At 50.1% G+C, this 22,608-nt stretch carries 20 protein-coding genes; 1 reads left to right on the plus strand and 19 read right to left on the minus strand.

Annotation, left to right across the window (positions count from 1 at the left end; all coding sequences use genetic code 11):
- Positions 1 to 4 precede the first annotated feature (4 nt).
- The 4 genes from GN278_07640 to GN278_07655 all read right to left on the minus strand — a co-directional run bounded on the left by GN278_07640 (position 5) and on the right by GN278_07655 (position 5,200).
- Positions 5 to 1,630 (minus strand): nickel ABC transporter ATP-binding protein NikE, encoded by a 1,626-nt coding sequence (locus GN278_07640; GenBank protein ID XAT60690.1) that lies wholly within the window; start codon positions 1,628 to 1,630, stop codon positions 5 to 7.
- The gene (locus tag GN278_07645) at positions 1,623 to 2,540 is read right to left on the minus strand and encodes an ABC transporter permease subunit (protein ID XAT60691.1); all 918 of its coding nucleotides are present in this window, start codon (positions 2,538 to 2,540) and stop codon (positions 1,623 to 1,625) included. The genes GN278_07640 and GN278_07645 overlap by 8 nt, the downstream gene beginning before the upstream one ends.
- Positions 2,537 to 3,517: an ABC transporter permease subunit gene (locus tag GN278_07650; GenBank protein XAT60692.1), complete on the minus strand. Its 981-nt coding sequence runs from the start codon at positions 3,515 to 3,517 to the stop codon at positions 2,537 to 2,539. Before GN278_07650 ends, GN278_07645 begins: the two co-directional genes overlap by 4 nt.
- A gap of 75 nt (positions 3,518 to 3,592) precedes the next feature.
- Positions 3,593 to 5,200, minus strand: a complete 1,608-nt coding sequence (locus tag GN278_07655; GenBank protein XAT60693.1) for a peptide ABC transporter substrate-binding protein — start codon at positions 5,198 to 5,200, stop codon at positions 3,593 to 3,595.
- A 462-nt stretch (positions 5,201 to 5,662) separates the two neighbouring features.
- Between GN278_07655 and GN278_07660 the strand changes: the two genes are divergently transcribed.
- Positions 5,663 to 6,154 carry a hypothetical protein gene (locus GN278_07660; protein ID XAT60694.1) on the plus strand — a complete coding sequence of 164 codons (492 nt, stop codon included), beginning with the start codon at positions 5,663 to 5,665 and terminating at the stop codon, positions 6,152 to 6,154.
- 164 nt (positions 6,155 to 6,318) lie between these two features.
- Here the strand turns inward: GN278_07660 and GN278_07665 are convergent, their stop codons facing one another.
- The 15 genes from GN278_07665 to GN278_07735 all read right to left on the minus strand — a co-directional run bounded on the left by GN278_07665 (position 6,319) and on the right by GN278_07735 (position 22,550).
- Positions 6,319 to 7,236 carry a 3-phosphoglycerate dehydrogenase gene (locus GN278_07665; protein XAT60695.1) on the minus strand — a complete coding sequence of 306 codons (918 nt, stop codon included), beginning with the start codon at positions 7,234 to 7,236 and terminating at the stop codon, positions 6,319 to 6,321.
- Positions 7,233 to 8,669 carry an aldehyde dehydrogenase family protein gene (locus tag GN278_07670; GenBank protein ID XAT62592.1) on the minus strand — a complete coding sequence of 479 codons (1,437 nt, stop codon included), beginning with the start codon at positions 8,667 to 8,669 and terminating at the stop codon, positions 7,233 to 7,235. Before GN278_07670 ends, GN278_07665 begins: the two co-directional genes overlap by 4 nt.
- 14 nt (positions 8,670 to 8,683) lie before the next feature.
- Positions 8,684 to 9,694 carry a galactose-1-epimerase gene (locus GN278_07675; GenBank protein XAT60696.1) on the minus strand — a complete coding sequence of 337 codons (1,011 nt, stop codon included), beginning with the start codon at positions 9,692 to 9,694 and terminating at the stop codon, positions 8,684 to 8,686.
- Positions 9,684 to 10,796, minus strand: coding sequence for a gfo/Idh/MocA family oxidoreductase (locus GN278_07680; GenBank protein XAT60697.1), 1,113 nt, complete (start codon positions 10,794 to 10,796; stop codon positions 9,684 to 9,686). Before GN278_07680 ends, GN278_07675 begins: the two co-directional genes overlap by 11 nt.
- 1 nt (position 10,797) lies before the next feature.
- Positions 10,798 to 12,183, minus strand: a complete 1,386-nt coding sequence (locus GN278_07685; protein ID XAT60698.1) for a hypothetical protein — start codon at positions 12,181 to 12,183, stop codon at positions 10,798 to 10,800.
- 9 nt (positions 12,184 to 12,192) lie between these two features.
- Positions 12,193 to 13,218 (minus strand): DUF2090 domain-containing protein, encoded by a 1,026-nt coding sequence (locus tag GN278_07690; protein ID XAT60699.1) that lies wholly within the window; start codon positions 13,216 to 13,218, stop codon positions 12,193 to 12,195.
- A complete protein-coding gene (locus GN278_07695; protein XAT60700.1) occupies positions 13,209 to 14,102 on the minus strand; it encodes a sugar kinase in 894 nt (297 codons plus the stop codon). Before GN278_07695 ends, GN278_07690 begins: the two co-directional genes overlap by 10 nt.
- Before the next feature lie 354 nt (positions 14,103 to 14,456).
- Positions 14,457 to 15,515, minus strand: a complete 1,059-nt coding sequence (locus GN278_07700; protein XAT60701.1) for a C4-dicarboxylate ABC transporter substrate-binding protein — start codon at positions 15,513 to 15,515, stop codon at positions 14,457 to 14,459.
- A gap of 37 nt (positions 15,516 to 15,552) precedes the next feature.
- Positions 15,553 to 17,052, minus strand: a complete 1,500-nt coding sequence (locus tag GN278_07705) for a TRAP transporter large permease subunit (GenBank protein XAT60702.1) — start codon at positions 17,050 to 17,052, stop codon at positions 15,553 to 15,555.
- Positions 17,052 to 17,636: a TRAP transporter small permease subunit gene (locus tag GN278_07710; GenBank protein ID XAT60703.1), complete on the minus strand. Its 585-nt coding sequence runs from the start codon at positions 17,634 to 17,636 to the stop codon at positions 17,052 to 17,054. Before GN278_07710 ends, GN278_07705 begins: the two co-directional genes overlap by 1 nt.
- 122 nt (positions 17,637 to 17,758) lie before the next feature.
- On the minus strand, positions 17,759 to 18,538 hold the full coding sequence (locus GN278_07715; GenBank protein ID XAT60704.1) for a DeoR family transcriptional regulator: 780 nt from the start codon (positions 18,536 to 18,538) through the stop codon (positions 17,759 to 17,761).
- Positions 18,539 to 18,705: 167 nt separating this feature from the next.
- A complete protein-coding gene (locus GN278_07720; protein ID XAT60705.1) occupies positions 18,706 to 18,951 on the minus strand; it encodes a hypothetical protein in 246 nt (81 codons plus the stop codon).
- On the minus strand, positions 18,944 to 21,211 hold the full coding sequence (locus GN278_07725) for a molybdopterin-dependent oxidoreductase (protein XAT60706.1): 2,268 nt from the start codon (positions 21,209 to 21,211) through the stop codon (positions 18,944 to 18,946). The genes GN278_07720 and GN278_07725 overlap by 8 nt, the downstream gene beginning before the upstream one ends.
- Positions 21,211 to 21,690, minus strand: coding sequence for a 2Fe-2S iron-sulfur cluster binding domain-containing protein (locus GN278_07730; GenBank protein XAT60707.1), 480 nt, complete (start codon positions 21,688 to 21,690; stop codon positions 21,211 to 21,213). Before GN278_07730 ends, GN278_07725 begins: the two co-directional genes overlap by 1 nt.
- On the minus strand, positions 21,687 to 22,550 hold the full coding sequence (locus GN278_07735) for a xanthine dehydrogenase family protein subunit M (GenBank protein XAT60708.1): 864 nt from the start codon (positions 22,548 to 22,550) through the stop codon (positions 21,687 to 21,689). Before GN278_07735 ends, GN278_07730 begins: the two co-directional genes overlap by 4 nt.
- Between the last annotated feature and the right edge of the window lie 58 nt (positions 22,551 to 22,608).

Consider the following 22,608-nt stretch of genomic DNA (forward strand, 5'->3'; position numbering starts at 1 on the left):
TAGGCTAACTTTCCAAATCGGCGCGTTTGGCGTTTAGATTGGTCAACCAATCGGGGTCCATCTCTGGAACTGAGGATAGCAGTAATTCGGTATAATCCGGATGCGGTGGCTGAAAAACCTCGGTTTTTCGGCCCTGTTCAACGACTTTTCCTTCGTTCATAACCACCACTTGATCCGAGATGGCCTTGACCGTGGAAATATCATGCGTGATAAATAGATATGTCAGTCCCAATTCTTTTTGCAACCGCAGTAGTAGCTTTAGAATGCCTTCCTGAACAATCTGATCAAGGGCCGAGGTAACTTCGTCGCAAATCACAAAATCTGGATTGGCGGCCAAAGCCCGGGCAATACAAATACGCTGTTTTTGACCACCGGACAATTCGCCTGGAAGGCGCTCGAGAAAGCGGCCATCCAGTTCAATCATCTCAAGCAATTCAAGAATGCGTTCATTTTTGGCTTTGCCACGCAGACTAAGATAGAATTCCAGCGGCCGCCCAATAATATCGCGCACTGTTTGACGGGGGTTCATCGCCGTGTCGGCCATTTGATAGATCATTTGAATACGGCGCTTTTGGTCTTTGCTGCGATCGGCCAATGCCGGCGGCAATTCGGTGCCGTCAAAATGCACACTGCCGGCGGTTTGCGGCAGCAGGCCGGTGATCACCCGCGCCGTTGTCGATTTTCCTGAACCAGACTCGCCGACCACTGCGACAGTTGATCCTTTGGGAACTTCGATATCAACGTCAAACAAAACTTTTGACGTGCCATAGGCTGCATCAATGCCCTTCAGCGATAAGATGCTCTGACCTATTTCCTGTTCTTTCTTTTCCAACGCACGCACTGACCAAAGCGATTTAGTGTAGTTTTCTTTTGGCGTGCTTAACATCTCGCGGGTAGGGGCCTCTTCTACCTCATAGCCGTAGCGCAGAACCTTTATGAAATCGGACATCTGGGCCACCACAGCAAGATCATGGGTGATGTAAATCGCAGCCGTATTAAACTCTTCGACAATTTTGCGCATTGAAGACAACACTTCCACCTGCGTTGTCACATCCAAAGCTGTGGTTGGTTCATCAAAAACAATTAAATCCGGCCGCGGTGACATTGCCATTGCCGTCATTACGCGCTGTAATTGCCCGCCGGACACCTGATGCGGGTAGCGGTCACCAATATGTTCAGGGTCGGGTAAATTCAACGCATCATAAAGGATACGAGCATCGTTATAGGCTTCACTGCGATCTTTAAGGCCAGATCGAATTGTCGAAGCCGTGGTTTGCGCAATAAGCCGATGGGCAGGATTGAATGAAGCTGCAGCCGATTGCGCAACATAAGTCATTCGATTGCCCCAGAATTTTCGCCGCTCAGCATCGCTTAACTTTGCCAAGTCCACACCGTCAAAGATAATTTCCCCGGCTGTTATCCGGCAACCTGGCTGGGTATAGCCCATAGCGGCAAGACCCAGAGTGGATTTTCCGGCACCAGATTCGCCAATAAGTCCCATGACCTCACCGCGCCGCAGTGTAAGGTCAACGCCATTGACGATGTCATGCCACTTTTCATCTGAAAACCCTTGGATTTTTAGGCCTTTGATATCAAGCAGGATATCGCCTTTTAGATTGCTTTTATTCATCGCGAATACCACTTGTTTTGTGCAAGAACCAATCCACAACAAAATTTACCGCCACTGTTAGCAATGCAATAGCCGACGCAGGCAGCAAGGGTGTCAGACCAGCTTTCAGATCATATTGCGCAAATTGGATTAACGAGGCGTTTTCGCGGACCATTGATCCCCAATCCGCTGTGGGTGGTTGAATGCCAACACCTAAGAAAGACAGTGCAGCAATTGCAAGAAAGACAAAGCAGAAGCGCAACCCAAACTCAGCAACCAGAGGCGGCATTATATTGGGCAGAATTTCGCGCCGCATTATCCATCCTATGCCTTCGCCCCGCAGGCGTGCCGCCTCTACATAATCCATAACCACAACATTAATGGCCACTGCGCGCGTTAGGCGAAACACGCGTGTGCTATCTAGAACGGCGATAATTATAATAAGGTTAACCACAGTTGAGCCAAAAATTGAAAGCAGTACCAAAGCAAAAATTAGGCTGGGAATGGCCATAAGAACATCCACGGTACGGCTTAGAAATTGATCCAGATAGGATCGATTAATCGCCGCAGCTAGTCCCAAAGTACCGCCAATCAAAAAAGCAAGAAAAGTGGTCGCAACCGCAATGCCAACAGTATTGCGTGCACCAAAAATCATACGCGAAAATATGTCCCGTCCTATTTGATCTGTGCCAAAAATAAATTCGGAACTCCAAGGCGCATAGGGTACTGGAAACACCTCAGCTTCGCCATAGGGTGCAAAGAACGGCGCAAAGATTGCAACAATGGCATAGATAAGAATAACGGCCATCCCAAAACGGGCGGTCATTGGGGACTTTTTTAAGTCCAGCTTTAATCTTGTCCAAAGAGTGCGACGTTCTTGAAACGCGCCGACTTCGCCAAGTGCAGAATAGGTTTCAGGTTCTTGTGTCATTTTGGGTGCAGAAGCCTCGGATTGGTTATGATGCCAATAATATCGGCTGTCAGATTAAGCAGGATATACGTCATGGCAAAAATCAAGGCGCAGCCTTGAACGACCGGAATATCGCGGCTTGTCACAGCATCTACCATCAATTGACCAACTCCGGGATAGACAAACACCACTTCCACAACCACAACCCCAACCACCAGATATGCAAGATTAAAGGCGATCACGGTGGCAATCGGTGCCCAGGCATTGGGCAATGCATGTTTGATGATGACTTCTGTTTGGGATGCGCCAGACAGACGCGCCATTTGAATATAGGGGCTGGCAAGCAAATTGATAATGGCTGCCCGGGTCATCCGCATCATATGTGCAACAATCACAAGCGTGAGAGTCATAGCGGGCAGGGCGGCTTTAAACATTCGCTCTGCTAAAGGTGTTGCTGCATCTACATTGGCAAGCGATGGAAATACTGGCCAGAGCGAAGCCAGTAGCAGAATAAGAATATAGGCGACGAAAAACTCAGGAAAAGAAATGGTGGTTAACGTGGCCGTATTGATAGTGCGATCATAAATCGAATTGCGATAGAGCGCGCTGGATATACCAAGCGCAAGGGAAATAGGAACTGCTATAATCGCTGTCATTGAGGCCAAAAACAAAGTGTTCCACAATCGTGGGGCAATAAGATCAACCACGGGTCGGGATCGGTCCACCCCGGAGGCATTTCGGCCAGAGAAGGAGGTGCCTAGGTCACCTTGGACAACATTGCCTATCCATTGCGCGTATCGCATGTATGCCGGCTCATCCAGCCCAAGTTCACGGCGAAATGCAGCCACCGTTTCTTTGGTGGCGGCCTGTCCTAGCACTGCTTCGCCAAAGTCACCGGGCAACATTTCTATGGCCGAAAAAATAATGATTGAGACGATAAATAGTGTGGCAAGCCCCAAGCCTAAACGCTCAAGAACCGTTCTAAATACAGGATGCAAGGGAAATCACCGATTTGTTAGATTAAGTTATTGTACAGGCCAACAGGGGTCGGCCTGTACAAATGATATGTGAAGTTATCCTTCGACCCACCAACGCTCGGCGGCTTTTCCGCCATCAAGATCCCAGTTGGCCGCCATTTCATCTGGCTGGCCAATTCTCTTGTTCACTGCTGAGATATAGTTGGCAAACATTGGAACCAATGCGCCACCATCATCATTAACCAGTGACTGCGCTTCGTAATACTGCTCGCGACGTTTTGTAGTATCGAGCTCTTTACGGGCTGCTTGGACCAACTCATTAAACCGCGCAGATGCATCTGTGCCTTTCCAGGCTGTATCATTCCATTCGGTGTCGTTGGTATAAGCTGCTGAGAACATCCAGTCTTCGGTCGGACGGCCGCCCCAATAGCAGGCACACCAGCCTTTTTTGTTCCACACGTTGGACCAATACCCATCAGATGGCTCACGCACCACTTCGACGTTGATACCGGCTTCAGCTGCAGAGTTTGCGATCAACTGGGCGGCATCGACGGCACCGGCAAAGGCGGCATCGGCTGCAGACAGTTGGATCGCGCCTGAGTGGCCGGATTTCTTGTAGTGGAAAGCCGCACGATCGGCATCAAATTCCCGCTGGGGAAGATCGCCATTGTGATAAGGATTTGCAGTTGAGATTGGGTGATCATTGCCCAGCGCACCATGTCCAAGCAGAATTTTGTCAACCAGTTCCTGACGTTTGACAGAATACTTCATCGCCATGCGCAAATCGTAGTTGTCAAATGGTGCAACATCTAGCCGCATTGGGAATGTATAGTGCAGTGTACCTGTATTTTCCTGAACATTCAGGTTTGGCACACGTTCCATTAGATTAACTGTTTTGGGATCAACTCTGTCGATGATATCCACATCGCCATTCATTGCAGCATTTTGCCGTGCCGTCACATCAATCAAAGAAAGAATTTCGATTGAGTCTGCGTGGCCTGCGCCCTCTTTCCAGTAATTTGGGAATCTGGTGAATTTTGCAGTGACGCCGGGCTCAAAGCTATCCAGAACAAATCCGCCGGTTCCGATCCCTGAACTCCAATCCATGGTGCCATCGCCATTGGATGGGCGAATTGAGAAGTGGTAATCTGAAACGATGAACGGGAAGTCGGCATTGCCATCAGCAAGAGCAAACACAACTGTGTCGCCGTCAACTGAAATTTCATTGACCGCAGTTAGCAAACCTTTGGCCGCAGATGTTGAATCTTCACCACGGTGGTGGTTGAAGCTGTCGACAACATCTTGCGGTGTAAGGGTTTTGCCATTGTGGAACTCTACGCCAGAGCGGATCTTAAACCGCCAAGTGGCCGCATCGGCGGAGGCTTCATAGCTTTCAGCGAGTTCAGGGCGAAGTTGTCCGTTCGGGCCCACTTCTGTGAGGTGGTTTGAAAAGGTGTACCCGACAATGTTACTCCAACCATTTTCAAAAGTGGCTGGGTCTAATGTGTCTGTTGTTGAACCATGGCCCATGCCAAACTTCATTAATCCGCCTTTTTTCGGCGTTGCGGCAAAAGCTTGTGTCGCCAGACCTAAGGCTGCTGGTACAGCAACACCGGCCGCCAGTGCAGATGTCATAAACTGCCGTCGGTCGATAAGGCCTCGCATGAGCAAGGATTGTTGCTGCTTTACAAATTTATCAGTCATGTTTTCCCCCTGATTGGAAATTTGATTTTGTGTAACCCAATAGAGATTGTGGGCGCACTAATATCAAGACAAAATTTGGAAATAAGCCAAAAAAAGAACAAGTAAACGGACTTTGTTTGAAAAGATATTTTGACAAATGTATGAAATATCTTGGTAAGTGACAGTTAATATTTTAAATTTGTACCGCTTGCTGAGGTTTTTTCTGACATTAAGTGTCGCAAAATTATTAATATGATAAAATATACAGGATTGTTTTAGTGGAGTGTTTTCCGTTTAAACAATAAAATCAAGCGATGGCCAAACCTTGGATATAATCCATCTTTGATTGAACTCTTTGAGATTTCGTATAATGGTGTTGTAGTAAAAGGCACAAATCCGAATATGGTGAGTTGACCCTGAACTATGAAAAAGTAAATTGGTTCGGTTTATGGTCCAGGTTCGCTGGCCGATGAGAGATGTACCATGAGCAAAATAGTAACTGAAAAAATAGCACCCCATATCAAGCTTTTCATGTGCATTTTTTGGTTCAGGCGCATTTGCGCTGCATCGATATTTTTAATGGTGGGCATTCAAGCCCTAGCTGAAGACTGCTTGAGCTGTAATTTTGACAACCAAAACCTAGCCTTTGTCGATTTTGCAAACAGCGATCTTTCCGGCTCTTCCTTTCGCAATGCCTATCTTGTGGGTGCCAATTTCACCAATGCGGTTCTGGACAGATCTGATTTCTCAGATGCGATTGCAAATTCAGCAGTTTTCAAAGATGCGCATCTTGAAAATACTATCTTTATGGCAACCGAACTTGAGCTAGCCGTTTTTGAAGGCGCACATATTTTAGGTGCCAATTTTACAAAGGCGTATCTGGTGCATTCAAGACTGGATAACCAAAATGCTAATGGCGCTATTTTCTGTATGACAGTGATGTTTGATGCTACTGAAAGCAATAGGGATTGCTAAACCTCATTTTCAGTAGGGCAGAAAAAATTCAGCTAGCTGCAGCCTCAGTTTTAGGCTCCTACGCAGCAATTTTGGCGCGCAATTCTGAAAGTTCTTTGAAGTACTCAATTACAGGATCGCCGGTTGCGCCAGATGGCTTAAACCTCCTAAGCGAGATTGATCCATTAGCCTAAAACATCAAGCACAGATTCGGCGATCATTGCGCTTACGCGTATATTCGACTCTTCTGTCACGCCGGCAATATGCGGGGTGAGGATTAAGTTTTTGAGGCCTTGGAATTTCTCGGCACTTTCTTTGCTTAGCGGTTCGGTTTCAAAAACATCCAGCGCTGCGCCAGCAATTTGCCCATTTACCAAACTGGTGGCCAGTGCGGCTTCATCCACCACACCCCCACGCGCCGCATTGATTAAAACAGCGCCGGTTTTCATCTGGCATAGCCGTGCTTGATTAATCAAATGATGCGTGTCGTTGCTTAAGGGAACATGAAGGCTAATCACATCCGATTTTTGTAGAACTTCGTCAAGAGATCTGCGCTGCGCTGATTTCCAAGCGGGATCATCGTCTTTTAGAAAGGGATCATATGCGTATATATCCATTCCAAGCGCAGCGGCGCGCCGAGCGGTTTCGCGGGCAATGGCCCCATAGCCAATGAGCCCCATTGTTTTTCCAGCGACTTCTCGCCCTGCACAGGCCATTCGCGGCCATGATCCCTCCAGCATATCGGCCTTGGATTGATAGGCATTACGTAATAAAATCAACGCATTGGTGACCACATATTCAGCAACACTTAAATTGTTGGCACCAGTGGCAGGGATGACTGTAACTTCGAGATTTCTACACGCGTCCAAATCAATGTTGTCTAAACCTACCCCAAGCCGTCCAACGCATTTCAAATCGGGCGCTGATACTATCAAGTCTTTGGTCACTTGTGTTCTATTGCGTACAATAAGCGCCTGTACGCCTCCCATCAGGGCCTGAATTTGATCTTGGCTATCTGCCAGTTCTGGCGCGTAGGTGGTTGGATGGGCTGAAGATAACTTATCTACAGCCGCTCTATCCATAAATTCGGTGATTAAAATCATGTGTTGAGCCCCGCAATACAGGTGTATTTCAGTTCCAGATAATCGTCTAGACCCTGGCTACCGCCCTCATTGCCCAAGCCGCTTTCCTTCATGCCACCAAAAGGAGCTTCAACCGTTGTGATCAATCCCGAATTAATGCCTATTAGCCCATACTCAAGGCTCTCGTTAATGCGGAAAATACGCCCCACATCTCTGGTATAAGCATAGGCCGCCAGGCCATATTCTGTGGCGTTTGCAGCAACTATTGCCTGATCCTCTGTGTCAAACTTGAAAACTGCAGAAAGGGGCCCGAAAATTTCCTCGGTTGCAAAATTCATCTCAGAGGTGGCTTGGGTAATCACTGTTGGTTTAAAGAACGTCCCGCCAAGCGCGTGCCTGCGTCCGCCTTCAGCGACTTTTCCACCTTTTGCAGTGGCGTCACTGATCAAGGCCTCGACTTTCTCAACAGCGTCCTGATCAATAAGCGGGCCTTGGGTTATACCATCGGTGGTACCATCGCCTACCTGCAATGCGCGCGTTGCTTCGGTTAATTTTTCGACAAAAGCATCATGGATGCCTGCTTGAACGTAAAACCGGTTGGTGCAAACGCAGGTCTGTCCCATATTTCGATACTTTGATACCATCGCGCCTTCAATTGCGGCGTCAATATCTGCATCATCAAACACTAAAAACGGGGCGTTTCCCCCCAGTTCCATTGAGACTTTCTTGACGGTATCTGCCGATTGCCGGATCAGTGTTTTGCCTACTTCGGTTGATCCGGTAAAAGTCACTTTTCGAACTTCGGGGCTGGCCATAATGGCGCCCCCGATTTCACGGGACGAACCGGTCAGAACATTAATCACACCATCCGGATACCCGACATCTGCTGCAAGTTTGCCCCATACCAGACCCGAATATGGGGTGGCTGTTGCGGGCTTTGCTACAACTGTACATCCCGCGGCAAGCGCTGGGCCAAGCTTTCGGGCGAGCATGGAAGACGGAAAATTCCATGGCGTTATTGCTCCGACAACCCCCACCGGGTGGCGCGTGACAAGCAAGCGCCGATCGCTCATTGGGGCGGGAACAATTTCCCCTTTTGACCGCCGAATTTCTTCTGCAAACCAGCGAATATAGGCCGCCCCGATGGCAATTTCGCCGCGTGCCTCGGCCAAAGGCTTGCCTTGCTCGGCAGTAAGCAATTGCGCGAGCGGTTCTTGATGATCCATCAGGGCATCGTGCAAATCTTGCAATAATTTTACACGAAACGACAGATCCGTCCGAGAATAGCTTTTGAATGCCTTAGACGCGGCCATTATCGCACGGTTTGTTTCGGCGCGGCCGCAGTTTGGAACCGTGCCAATGGTTTTGCCTGTTGCAGGGTTTGAGACATTGATAACTTTGCCGTTGTCTGCGCCGACCCAAGCTCCATTGATGAAATTGGCTTGGCACATCATGGATGAAAAATCGGTCATGTTTGATCCTTATTGAATATATATTGAGTATGTTGTTGGTAGGTGTCGCCAGGGGCCAGAACCGCTTGTGGAAAATGCGCGTGGTGGTTGGCATCGGGCCAAACTTGTGGCTCCAGCGCTATTCCAGCGTGTGGCAGCATTTCTCTGCCATCAAGCCCTCCAACAGGTATGTTTATTTTTGCTCCATCATAAACTTGCAGGCCAGGTTCGGTGCTAAGGACATCCATGGTTATGCCGCTTTTTGGGCTGTGCAAGCAGGCAATTTTGCGCAGCGCGCCGCGGTCTTGAGCGACACAAAAATTATGATCAAGGATTTGGCCAGCGGCTGCTTCTCCCACGGCTTTGGGCGCGCGAAAATCAAATGTGGTTTGGCCGACGTCGCGCAGTTCACCTGTCGGGATCAATTCATCATCCACCGGTGTGAAGTGCGGGGCATCCATCTGTAACAAATGCCCGTTTATATCGCCTTGGCCGTCTAGATTGAAATAGCTATGGTGAGCAAGATTACAGAGGGTTTGCTGATCACCGCTGGCCCAAAACTGAATGTCCAAGATACCTTGTGCCAACAGCGTATAGGTGAGCTTTATGGTCATATTTCCCGGATAGCCCATGTCCCCATCCGGTAAATGGATTGATAATGTGGCGCTATCGTCGGTGAAGGTTTCAATATCCCAAACGCTTTTTCCCATGCCGGCTCGGCCACCATGTAAGTGATGTCGCTCAAGAAAGTTTTGATCCAGCTGGTAGGTTTTGCCAGACAGGGCCAAATGCCCATCGCGTATCCTGTTGGCACAGCGCCCGGCATTGGCGCCAAAATAGGGGGAATGGGCCAGATAGTGTTCGAAATGCTCAAAGCCTAGCACCAGAGCTGGTGCGTGCCCGTCAAGCCGGAGGTCTTGAATGACACCGCCATATGTAAGAACATTGGCCGATAATCCACCACCTTTCAGCGTGATGCGATGAACATCAGTCCCATCCGGCATTTTACCGTAAAGTTCAACCGTCATGACCGGCCTCGTGTTGTGAAAGCTCTATCGCTTGACCTGTTCGTGCAGATGTTTCGGCCGCTTCGCCGACCAGAACAGACCAAAGCCCGTCTTCAAGGCTAACTTCGGGGGTGCCGTGCCCGCTTTGAACCAGATCGCGGAACTTTTGATGTTGGAAAAAGCTTGATCCATGGTGGTCGCCTGCTTGAAGTATGGCCTCATCAACCTCGATTTCTTCTGTTGTCGTGCGTTTACTGGCCCGTTCCGAGATGACAATTTCGGACGCCCGCTCTTCGCCATTGGGCGAAAATCGGGCAGGGCCGGGTACGCAGGCATCAATCCGCGCTGTATCACCAGTGACAGAAATTACCTCCTGCCAGTAAGAGCCTTCGGCAAACATACATAAATCAAGCATACCTCTTGTACCATTGGCAAAATCCACTGTGACAAAGGCGTTGTCGATGATATCCGGGGTCTGCCCCTCATATCGTTCGTCAAGATGATTGACGTCAATATTAGCCGAGGCATAAACGCGGATAGGGTCGCTTTTCAATGTTAGCCGCATCAAATCCCAAAAGTGACAGCACTTTTCAACCAATGTCCCGCCAGTACGGACATTAAAGCGGTTCCAGTCATTGACTTTTTCCAAAAACGGAAAGCGATGCTCACGGATAGCCATCATTTTGGGCGATCCGATCCGCCTATTTTCCACTTCCGCAAGCAGTCTCTGTACAGGCGGCATATACCGGTATTCCATGGCCACCCAGATAGGGGCTCTTGCACCTTCGGCTTTGGCAATAATATTGCGGCAGTCTTGCGACGTGGTGCAGAGAGGCTTCTCGCATAAAATTGGCTTTCCAGCGGCCAAAACATCTAACAGGATAGCATGATGCAAGTCATTTGGTGCTGCAATGATAAAGGCATCGCAAAGGTCGGCTGACAGCAGGTCCTTATGATCGCTAAAGGCTTGCGCAGTGCCACCTGATGTTTCAACCGAAAGGCTTTGCATTTCTTTATCCGGGTCTGAAACGGCGGTTAGAGTGACATTCTCAAGCAGTTTGAGATTGCGAATATGTTCTTGGCCCATCATTCCAGAGCCGATAAGTCCATAGCGAATAGGCATCTTATATCTCCAGTATTGGTAGCCCCATTGCGGCTGCTGTGGCGCGCAGTGCGGGCCTGTGCTCACCATAAGCCAATGCCATATGGTGCTCGAGTCCAGAGTCCATCACATTGCCCAGCACCTCATCAGCAGGATTTTCAAACCTGACCACCCCTGATGTACCGGTAAAGGCCATGGGCCGTTTTAGCATTTCACCCGCTGCAAGGATCATTTTGGGTTCGTTGAAGGATTGCGAAATCCGTACGAAAGTCACAGCCCCCGGTTTTAAGGGAAATTCATACAGAAGCGGCATTTTGCGGTTGGTATGAATGGTTGCGCTGGCGTCCACTTCGGGGTCACGCATGGAAATGGGCGCTTGACCGCAATGCCATACAACGGCGCTATTATCTTCGGGGTCGATATCTACAAGATCAGTCAGAAAGACAGCTTCGCCGCTTGCCTCTTGTAAGATAAGCTGGGTGAGGGCGCCGTAAACATCGGCTTCACAGGCACAGGGCACACCGGCCTCGCCCATCATCCCCGCAGGGCCGCAGACCGCTCCGCCATATTCGGTAAATGTTTCTGGCCAGCAGCGGATCGCAAAAGCATCATAGCGGCCGTCGCTGCGCAGTTGATCCAATCCGGCTTTAAGCCGCAGGGATTTATCCAACTGATCTTGATCAACATCGTTCAAGTCGCTCATGGATAATCGGGCAATATCGCGGACAGATCTGATGTCCGCTGCGCTTGCCGCAGATGCGGTGGCAAACAAATTATTGAGTTCAAGCGCATCCACCGTTACGCCGGATAAATTTGCGAGCTCGGTGGCTGAATAAGCGCAGGTATCAAACCCGTCCGGATGTGCCCCAATTTTGGCAATGCGCCGGGATTTGAGATTTTCAGCAATGCTTTTGCCGCGTTTGGACGCGTAGTTATCAGAGGCTTTAGCCTGCAAGTGACCAGCTCGCCGGTTACCAGCAAAAAGCGCGCCTAATTGGGCATCAATCCCATCGATTGGATCGTCATAAAGCCACGAAAACTCACGGTCTCGAAGTGCCAGAGCATGACTTGCAAGATTGAGGCCGCAAAATGAGTTTAGGCGCAGCCGCTCCCCGGCGCGCGGCTCTTTGATCGCCCAAATCGACATGGGTTGCTGAAAGTTGGTTGCAGCCGTTACAGTTAGGGCCGCATCGGTAAAGGTGACTTGCAAAATCAGTAGATGGTCAATGCCTTCAGCCTTGAGTTCCTGCATTGCTGAGGTGGTGGTGTTTGCGTCAAACAGTAAACTGCGAGGCCCTAAAATTTGATGCGGTGAGCGATCAAGGGCCGCTAGCATAAGCTGCAGTTTTTCTTTGGCCAGAGCTACATCAAAGGTTGCCCGTGCCAGTGGAAGGATCCCAACTTTCATACCGCCCCTCTAAATTGACGCATATTGATGCCGAAAACCGGCATCCGCGGGTGTAAATTTTGCCCCAGTATCGCCAAAACAGGGATGTTTTGACCAGTCCTGTGCCATCGTGCTGGCAAGATCTGATATCTCTTTTAGATAATCCACAGCGCCGCCTTCTAAATCAGTTTGAATTTGCGTCCAGTCCGGATAGGCGCCAAAGGCATCTAGCCAAATCGCACGGCCAGCCAGAAAACCGGATGCACCTGCTTTGAACGCGTGCTTAAGCACATTGTGGAATTCTGTCTTTCCAGCGCCTGCGGATAGCATTACCCAAGGCCGTCCCGCCAGATGGCCCATTTCGTCAAACACCGTTTGCACCTTGGCAGAGCCGTCAGCCTCTGACGCGTTCACTGGGCTTTCAAGTTTGAACACATCAACGCCATAGTCTGGCTTTGCAAACTCTTCAACCGAGGCCAAAACATCATCGGCCTTTTTGCCCTGCATCTCGATATAATCTTTGGTCTGATGCGCGTCGCTGGCCAGTGGATAGACCAGCAATTCAAACAAAAATGGAATATCATGACGCGCGCAATCTTCACCAATTTTTTTGACGTAATCTTGCTGCGCAGACAACACGGTTGCGCCGGCATCTGGGCGATACCATGCCAGAACTTTCACCGCATCGCCGCCCATACGTTTGATCTTGGCCACGGACCAGTTATCAATGCTCGACGACAGTCGCCCGTTGTCCGTTTCTTTGAAAACCGAATCTTCCAGCGTAACGATGAGACCCTTGGCCGGAGAAAAGTGATCCAAGCTATCGGGAATGGCAAAATGCGGATCAAGAAGCATCGCGCTGCTTTCGCCCTGAAGTGTTTTCACCAAGAGGCTTTTAAAACGGGCAACCTCGTGCCATGGGGCTTCTTGCACGTCAAGATATTTGGCAATAGGGTTTTTGATCGGCGGGCGTTGATCCACGGCAGTCATCTTGAAAATGCCGTTTTCGTCGGCCATCCGACGTAAGCCCCATAACTTGCCGGGCGTCAATTGCATGGTGTATTCTCCTTCATAAAAGTCTCGGTCATCTGGCGGTCGGGGCATCCCTTACGACCACCAAACTGCATACATTTCAAAGCCGCAGCGGCGTTTGCAAATTCGATTGCTTTTGGCGCATCCATTCCTTCGCCAAGCCCAAGCGTAAATGCGCCGTGCCAAATATCGCCCGCGCCCAAGGTGTCTGTGATGGGCACCTCAAAGGCGGGAATATGTGCGATTTGGCCATTATCAGTATAAAAAACACCGGCCCGACCATCTGTCACGCAGGCCCAGCTTTCCAGTTCGGATGTCACCTCAGTCAGGGCTTGTGGCAAAGTTTTCGCATCACTTAAGGACAATAACCCCTGACGTGAAAATGCGATATGTGATGCGGCGTTCAATAAGCTCATTTTGATGGGAGCTTCTGCATCAAGCACGCCGGGGATTGATAGCGCTTTGGCTCGCGTGAGCGCTGCAAGGGCACCTTCGATCCAGCGGGTGTCAACTAGAACCGCATCAGCTTTAAAGTCTTGTGCGGACGACACATCATGAGGGGCTAAACCGTCGCCGCGGAAGTTCATAATTTGACGTTCGCCGCTTCGGTCAACAAACACGGACGAAAAAGATGAGCGACCATTTTGAGTGCGCTGAATAGACTTGGTTTCTACACCCTCACGCTGTAAATCGGATAAAATTAAATCGCCTAGTGCATCATCTCCAAGGCACGCAGCAAGTGTCGCTTTGCCGCCCAGCCGAGCAATGGCGACAGCCGCATTTGCAGCGCAGCCTCCGCCCACAATATGGGCATCTGAAGCGCGATATTTTTCGGCTCTGTCTGGCAACTGGTCGACCGAAAAAACAAAATCTACAACGGCCATGCCGGCCAAAAAAACATGTGTCATCTCAGTTTTTGCAACCTCGCTTTTGGAACGGGGATGCCTGCGAACTGCACCTTTGGGCGGTACTTGATAGAGTGTGGAAGTAGGCTTGTAATGTGGGGCGTATAAGCGGGGATCAAAACAGAGGTAGCGTGCTGTTTTGGCTGGGATGAAGTGTTCCAAACACTCGCTTTTAGAACCTTGCGGATCAAAGGCCATGCAGCACCGCGGTGCATGAAAACCTGCGATAATCGCCAGATTGAATATAAAAAGCGCATATTTTGATCAGTGATTCTTTGGGTTTGCGATGGTCTTAATTAGCCGTCTTGAATGTCCGAAGGCCATCGCATGCAATGGCCTTCGGGATGGTTACAAAGACTAGTTGATGTCTTTTGCTGTGCCAGCGTTGATCGATGCCTCTGCATCTGCAACTGCAGACGTCAGAGCGTCAAAGATTCTTGGTCCGCCACGAACATTGTCTTTAAACCAGTCATAAACTGGCGCGGCTGCTGCTTTGAACTCGGCTTTTTGATCTGGAGTAGGCACGTAAAGTGTACCGCCGCCAGCAACAAAGTCAGAGTACGCCTGGATGGATTTACGCTTTGGTGAAGCAAAAGTGGCTTGCTGCAATGCTGAGAAACCATCAACCACAACGCGCCGCATTCCTTCTGGCATACCCATGAACTTTTCGTTGTTCATCCACCACAGAGCGCCCATGTAAGCATGGCCATCAAGTGTAACGTACTGCAGGCCGGCATCTGGGAATTTCATGCCCATGATGTCGGTGATGCCGTTTTTGGAGCCTTCAACAACGCCAGTTTGGAATGATGTGAAAAGCTCAGGCCATGGAATAGGCGTAGGTGAGGCGCCAAGCGCACGCACGAGCTCTTGTGGCAGATCGGCCACAACAGTCCGGATTTTCAGACCGGCAAGATCGCCTGGTGTTTTGACAACACGTTTGGTGTTGGCAAAGTTACGCCAGCCGCCAGTGTTACCAATGGTCATCAAGCGGATTGCACCATTTGAATCTTCCAGAGCCATTTCACGCATTGTGCGGGTGAAATCGCTGGCCAAAACGGCTTCTGCGACACGGTCATTTGCCATCAAGTATGGTAGGTCAAGAACCTGAACATATGGGAAAATACCTGACGCGCCACCCGATGTTGAAATGTAGACATCGATGGAGCCGTCGGCCACACCTTGCAAACATTCAGCACCTTTAGAGCACAGCTGAGTGCCGATAAACAGTTCAACGGCAATTGCGCCGTTGGAAGCTGACTCGACAAAGTTTTTGAATACGATCAGACCATCATAGTCTTCGTCGTTTTCATTTGAGTTTGCCGTTGCGCGGATTGTGTAATCTGCCGCAGCGGCCGCCATTGCGGAGCTGGCCACAAGTGTGGCCACCGCTAGCGTTTTTAGGGTTGATTTGATCATTTATTCCTCCTTGTTGATCATTTTGGTCTGGTGGTTGCTAATTGACGAACCCGGTTAGTTTCGGGATCGCTAGGGATATTGCCGGCACATAAGTGATCAATAAGATCACTAAAACTTCGACGGCAAGGAATGGCAAGATGGCGCGGGCAATGGTTTCCACACGCTCTCGTGAAACAGAAGAGGCGACAAAAAGCACCAGCCCCATGGGCGGTGTTGCAAGTCCCACTGTAAGGTTTACCGACATGATGATCGCAAAGTGAACGGGATGCACGCCAAGATCTATAAAGATTGGCCCAAGAATTGGTCCAAGGATGATGATCGCAGGCCCCGCATCTAAAAACATGCCAACGACAAACAGCAAGATATTAATCAGGAATAGCAAGATCAGCGGCTCATCGCTTAGCCCAAGGATTAAGGCGGCCAATTGCTCGGGAGCGTGGCTTAGGCTTACTACCGTTTTGAACGCAACAGCAGCGCCGACAAGCAGCAAAACCGTGGATGAGGCCAAAGCAGACTTTGTCAAAATGGCAGGTAAATCGCGCAACTTTAGGGTCTTTAGAACAAAAAACGAGATCAGCAGCGCATAAGCAACAGCAATGGCAGAAGCTTCGGTCGGGGTAAACACACCGATCAGGATTCCACCAAGAATAATAATTGGCGTTTGAAGTGGCGCCACAGCCTTTTTGCAGATGATCCTGAAATCAGCCGAAACATTGTTCCGCATACGCAGGAGCACCACATGTGCAAGCGGCAAAAAGACGATGAACGGCACCCAATTGCTAATGGTAATCTGTGTTCCGGTGGTTGCAGCAATGATTGATTTAATCAAGGTGTAGAAAATCAAAAGCACGCCTGCAAAGTTTATCCGTAAAAGGAAAAATGATATGCGATCTTCAAGAGGCGTAATGGTCTGGTTTGAGGTCACAATTCGTTCGGCTTTCGGCAAGTCATAACGATCTGCCAACAAACGCACGACCAACATCAACCCCAAGCCAACAAGTACGCCGGGCACGATACCGGCTAGGAACAACGCGGCGACGCTTTCGCCCATCACATAGGCGTAGATGATCATAATACCTGACGGGGGAATAATGGGTCCAATCACCGAACTGGCGGCTGTCACCGCGGCTGCAAAGCGGCGCGAGTAGCCGTTTTTCTCCATTGCAGGGATCAGTGTCGACCCCAGTGCAGAAGTATCGGCCACAGCCGAACCGGAAAGGCCTGCAAAGAGCATGGAGGACAGGATGTTGACATGCGCCAGCCCGCCGCGAAGATGGCCCATAAGCGCTTGCGAAAATTCAACCAGCCGCATGGTGATGCCGCCTCGGTTCATCAACTCGCCTGCGAGCATGAAAAAAGGCAGCGCCATCAGCGGAAAGCTGTCCATTCCATTGTATACGTTACGGTAAAGCAGGGCGATGTCCCGCTCTTGTCCATTGAGCCAAAGCAAAATGCCCGGCGCAAAAAGCAACGCAAAAAATACCGGCAAACCAACCATCAAGAACACTAGGAAAACAGGCAGAAAAAATACCAGCATCAATCGGCCCTTTGTAGGTCAGAGGGTGCATCCGTTGACGGCAGGATTGCTTCTGGTGAGATGAGACTGGCAGCAGTGCGCAGAATGAGTTCTATGTTTACGGACAGTAAAAGGATCATTCCAAGCAGCAAAGAGCCATACATATAACGAAGTTTGACCTTCATGCTTTCAAATCCAATGAGGTCAAATGGCAACCTAAGAGACGAAGAGTCAAAGTTTCCACCAAAACCCATTGTATGATTATAGCCATGTTGCAGAGCAACCGCTAAAACAGACAGCGATAACAACAGCAGAACCAGCGTCAACAACAGACCCGCTATTCGCGGCAGGGCGAGGGGCAGCATATCAATGGCAACAAACCCACCCCAACGAAATGCAGAAGGCGCAACAAGCCCAGTCATCCAGAGCATTAAAAAGCGCGCTGCTTCGTCTGGCCAGGCCAGAGCGTTGTTAAAGATATAGCGGAACACAACTTGCAGCAGGATAACCACAACCATTAGTCCAAGCGCCATCCACGCAATCTGGCGCCCCAGCCCAAGGACTGCTGAATTCAACACTGAGAGCGCGCGCAGCACTAGCAGCATGAGCTGATCCCCTCCCGATTAATACGTGCTCTTGGTTTAGCTCCAAGCTTGCGTTTAACTTTCGTTTTAATCGAATTACTGTCTTAAACGAATGTAGCAGTCAAGTCTTTTTAAGCCTTGCTTCAGCGATCGCGTGCTTCTATCAGGCTGACCTCGTTGTGCTTGCAAAGTTTACGTAAATCCGCTGGGCACCCCGTATCGGTTACCAAAGTCTGAACTTGGGACAAATGACCAATGCAAACTGGCGCGGCGCGATCAAACTTTGTGCTGTCAGAGGCCAAAATCACGTGCCGTGCATTTTCAATGATCGCCCGGGCCACCGAAGCCTCACGTAAATCATAATCTAGTAATGACCCATCGGTAGCAATAGCGGAGGCGCCTATAATCGCAATATCTGCGCGAAATTGTCGAATAAAATCAACAGTGGCTTCTCCAAGAATAGCCCCGTCTGAGCGCCGAACAACACCGCCCGGCACCATCACTTCTAATCCGCCAAAAGCCCTTAGATTATTAGCAATATTTACGTTGTCAGTGACAACTTTTAAGCCGGTGTGGTGGCCAAGGCTGCGTGCAACTGCCGCTGTGGTGGTGCCTGCATTGATGATAATCGCAGCATTATTAGGGATCAATTTCGCCGCAGCTTTGCCAATTTTTTCTTTTTCAGGGCGTGAAATACTCTCGCGTGCTTCAAAGCCGGTATATTCAATTCCGGCCAGCAAAGAGGCTCCGCCGTGGAATCGCATAACTTTGCTTTCTTCAGATAGCGCATTTAAATCTTTGCGGATGGTTTGTGGGGTAGTGTTAAAAAATACCGCGAGATCATCCACCAAGGCGCGGCCATTTTGCTGCAGGTTTTGAAGTATTGCAGCGCGCCGTGCTTTCGAATTCCTGCTGACAGCCATCTTTATCGCTCTCTAATCCCTGATTTATCTTTCGTTATACCTTAAAACGAAAGGTTTTATAGGAAAAAACAACAGAAAGTAATTGCAAATTTGGAGATATAAGTTCTTTCGGCAGCATAACGGCGCCATTTGAAAAACGTCGCCCTACTGACCCACCGGTGTTTCTTTCAGCCGCCACGCAATTTTTGCAACAAAAATACTTCGCTATTGGGCGAAACCGGTTCAGTAAGGCTGTTGACAATAATACGGCCATCGACAGCAACTGAAACACCGGCGTCGATGCTTGGTTTTAAACCGGGATGGGCTGCAATAAGGGCTCTCAGCACTTCACCGACCGTTTTGGCTTCCACTTGGACAATTTCATGGCCCCCGGCCTGCGCTCGCAGGCCGGACCATAAGTTAACCTCAACCATTTGATTGATTTTTCAACGCAGCAACGATGCGTGGAGGCGACATCGGCAACTGCCGCAAACGAACACCAGATGCTGCCGAAACCGCATTTGCAATGGCGGCCAAGGGCGGACAAATGGATGTTTCCCCAACCCCGCGCACGCCATAGGGGTGACCGGGGTTGGGCACTTCGACAATCACTGTGTCGATCATTGGCAAATCTGACGCAAGCGGGATACGGTAGTCAAGGAACCCGGCGTTTTGCAATCGCCCGTCATTACCATAAATATATTCTTCATTTAAGGCCCAGCCAATGCCTTGTGCTGCACCGCCTTGGTACTGGCCTTCGACGTATGTGGGGTGTATCGCCTTGCCTGCATCTTGCACCACTGTATAGCGCAAAATTTCGGTTTTACCTGTTTCGGGATCCACCTCTGCGTCGACCACATGGGTGGCAAAGCTCACCCCTGCGCCCTCTGGCGAGGCTTCAAAGTGGCCCACAATCGGACCGCCCGTTGCGCCCATATCAGCCGTTAAGTCCTTAAGGGGAATTGGATCGAAGTTGCCCGCATTCGGGCCTGAGGGTACAGCAAACCCATCTTGCCATTTTACGGCCTCTTCGGGGATATCCCATTTGACTGCTGCGCGTTTACATAGTTTTTTGACGGCATCGCGCGCCGCTTTGATAGTTGCTAATCCAGAGGCATATGTGACCCGTGATCCGTGGCTGATTTCATTATAGCCTAATGTCGCAGTATCGGCGATTGTGCAGCGGATATGGTCATAAGGTATGCCAAGTTCTTCCGCCGCCATTAAAGCCATAGAGGCTCGGCTACCTCCGATATCAGGCGTTCCCACGGATATTTGCGCGGTTCCATCTTCCGAAAGTGCCAATGAAACAGCGGTTTCACCACCATGGTTAAACCAAAACCCACAGGAAACCCCACGGCCTTGCCCGGGTTTAAGGGGCGCAGAATAATGTGGGTGTCCTTGTGCAGCTTCTAAGGTTTCAACAAGGCCAATCGCATCAAAGCGTGGGCCGAAGCTGGACTTAGACCCTGTGTGCGAGGCATTTTTCAGCCGAATTTTGATAGGATCCAAGTCTAGTTTTTTGCACAGCTCATCGATGACGGATTCTACTGCAAAAGCGGCCATTGGCGATCCAGGTGCGCGATAGGCGGCCTGTTTAGGACGGTTCGACATTACATCATAACCAACCTGCAAAACATTTTCTAGGTTATAGGGCGCAAAGGCGCACATGGCGCTTTCATCAGAAGGTGCGCCCGGAAAGGCACCGCCCTGCAAGCGAAAAATACCTTTTGCGGCGGTGATTTTGCCGTCTTTTGTCATTCCTATTTTAATATCCATCGATGTCGAGGATGTGGGGCCGGTGGCGCGAAATACTTCGGACCGGCTCATTACTAGTTTCACTGACCGGTTTGCTTTTCGGGCCAGTGCCAGCGCGACCGGTTCAATAAATACGGTTGTCTTACCGCCAAAGCCACCGCCAATTTCCGATGCCGTGACCCGTAATTGGCTGGTTTCCAGATCTAGCAAGGCGGCACAGACTTTTTGGGCATGCCAATGCCCTTGAGTGGTACACCATAGCTCGCCTTTGCCGTCGCTTCCCAATGTTGCAAGGCAGGCGTGTGGTTCGATATAGCCTTGGTGAGTGGCTTCGGTAACAAAGCTATCCTCGATTACCAGATCAGCTTCGGCAAATCCGGCCTCTACATCGCCATGTCCGCTTTCGTGATACCGCACCACATTGGGATGAAGACCTTCTGGAACCGAGCTATCAGCCGCCCCTTTTCGTAAAACAGGTGCGCCTGATGCCATAGCTGCATCGACATCTGTCACATGCGGCAAAACCTCATAGTCAACTTTAATCAATTTGAGCGCATCGCGCGCATCTAGGGCGGATGTGGCCGCAACCGCCGCCACTGCATGCCCATCATACAGCGCTTTTTCCCCCGCCATCACATTTTCCAAAATATTCCAAAACTCGCCTGCCAGACCACTTTCGAAAGGTACATTTTTGGAAAAATCCGCACGGGTTACAACCGCCTTAACGCCTTTCATAGACTCAGCTTGGCTGGTGTCTATGGAAAGAATATGGGCATGCGCATGAGGAGAGCGCAAAATCGCTGCGTGTAGCATACCGGGCGCAGACATATCTGCACCGAATTTGGCGCGGCCAGTTACTTTGTCAAATCCATCCGGACGATTGGGGCGGGTACCGACATATTTGAAGTCGGTTGTTTTTGGTTCATCCAAAGCCATTAAGATGCCTCCCTTAAATCTGCCGCTGTGTCCATGATCGCGCGGATAATTTTATCATACCCTGTGCACCGGCAAAGGTTTCCCGCCAGCCAATAACGTACTTCGCTTTCCGTTGGGTCGGGGTTTTTGTCTAAAAGAGCTTTCGTCGCCACAAGGATGCCCGGGGTACATATCCCACATTGCAGCGCCGCATATTCAATAAACTTTTGCTGCAGCGGATGAAGACTTTCACCCTCGGCAATGCCTTCAACTGTTCCGATTGATCTGCCCTCGGATTCGGCGCCCAACACAAGACAGGAGCACACTAGCCGATCATCCAAAGTGACCGAGCAGGCACCGCAATCACCTGTGCCGCAGCCTTCTTTGGCGCCTGTTAGGTTGAGTTTGTCGCGCAAACAATCGAGCAATGTCTCACGTGGATCGCACAAAAACTCAACATCGTCTCCGTTCACAGTGGTGCTTACATGGATTTTGCTCATAATTTGCTCCTCGCCCGATGATAGGCAATTTTAGCGGCGCGCTGAGCCAATACGCCCGCCACATGGGTGCGGTATTCTATGGTGCCGCGTTTGTCGTTGATCGGATCACAGGCTTCGCGCACAGCGGTCGCAAGCGCTGCGAGCGCTTCATCATCAAGCGTGCTGTCAATGAGGGCATCAGCTGCGCTTTCAACCGATCTTACGGTTGGGGCAACCGCCCCAATTGCAATCCGCGCTTTGGCAATCTGCGGTCCATCAAGCTCAAGGCTTACTGCGCAGCCTACAACAGCAATGTCCATCTCTGTGCGGGGAATGAACCGCAAATAGGCATCTGCGCCGCTTGCGGATTGCGCTGGTAAATTCACAGTAGCGATCACTTCGCCCGATTTTAATGTGGTTTTGCCCGGTCCGCTAGGAATGTCTTTCACGGGCACCTGTCGTTGCCCGTCGGGGCCGATAATTGCCACGCTGGCATTTGCTGCCAGCATGGCAGGCACAGAGTCAGCAGCAGGTGAGCCGTTGCAAAGATTGCCGGTTAATGTGGCGCGCCCTTGCACTTGGGTTGAGCCGATTAGGTTCATCGCTTCAACAAGACCGGGCCATTCTGCTTTTAGGGCCTCATGTTCATCAAGCTGTGCACCGCTCACTGCGGCGCCGATTTGCCAACTGCCATCTTCCAAACATTGAATATCAGCGGCGCCGGGAATTTGTTTGATATCAATCAAAACATCAGGGGTTATAAATTCTCCTCGCAGTTGTACAAGTACATCGGTTCCGCCTGCTAAAAACCGGACCGTCCCCTGTGCGGCCTGTGCCAAGTCTACTGCATTTTCAAAACTGGTGGCTGTGTGATATTGCATGCTACCTCCATTACAGTGAAAATAGAAATTTCACCTTATAGTCCACCCAAACTTTGGC

The organism is Rhodobacteraceae bacterium Araon29 (genome assembly GCA_039640505.1).
Classification (GTDB): domain Bacteria; phylum Pseudomonadota; class Alphaproteobacteria; order Rhodobacterales; family Rhodobacteraceae; genus CABZJG01.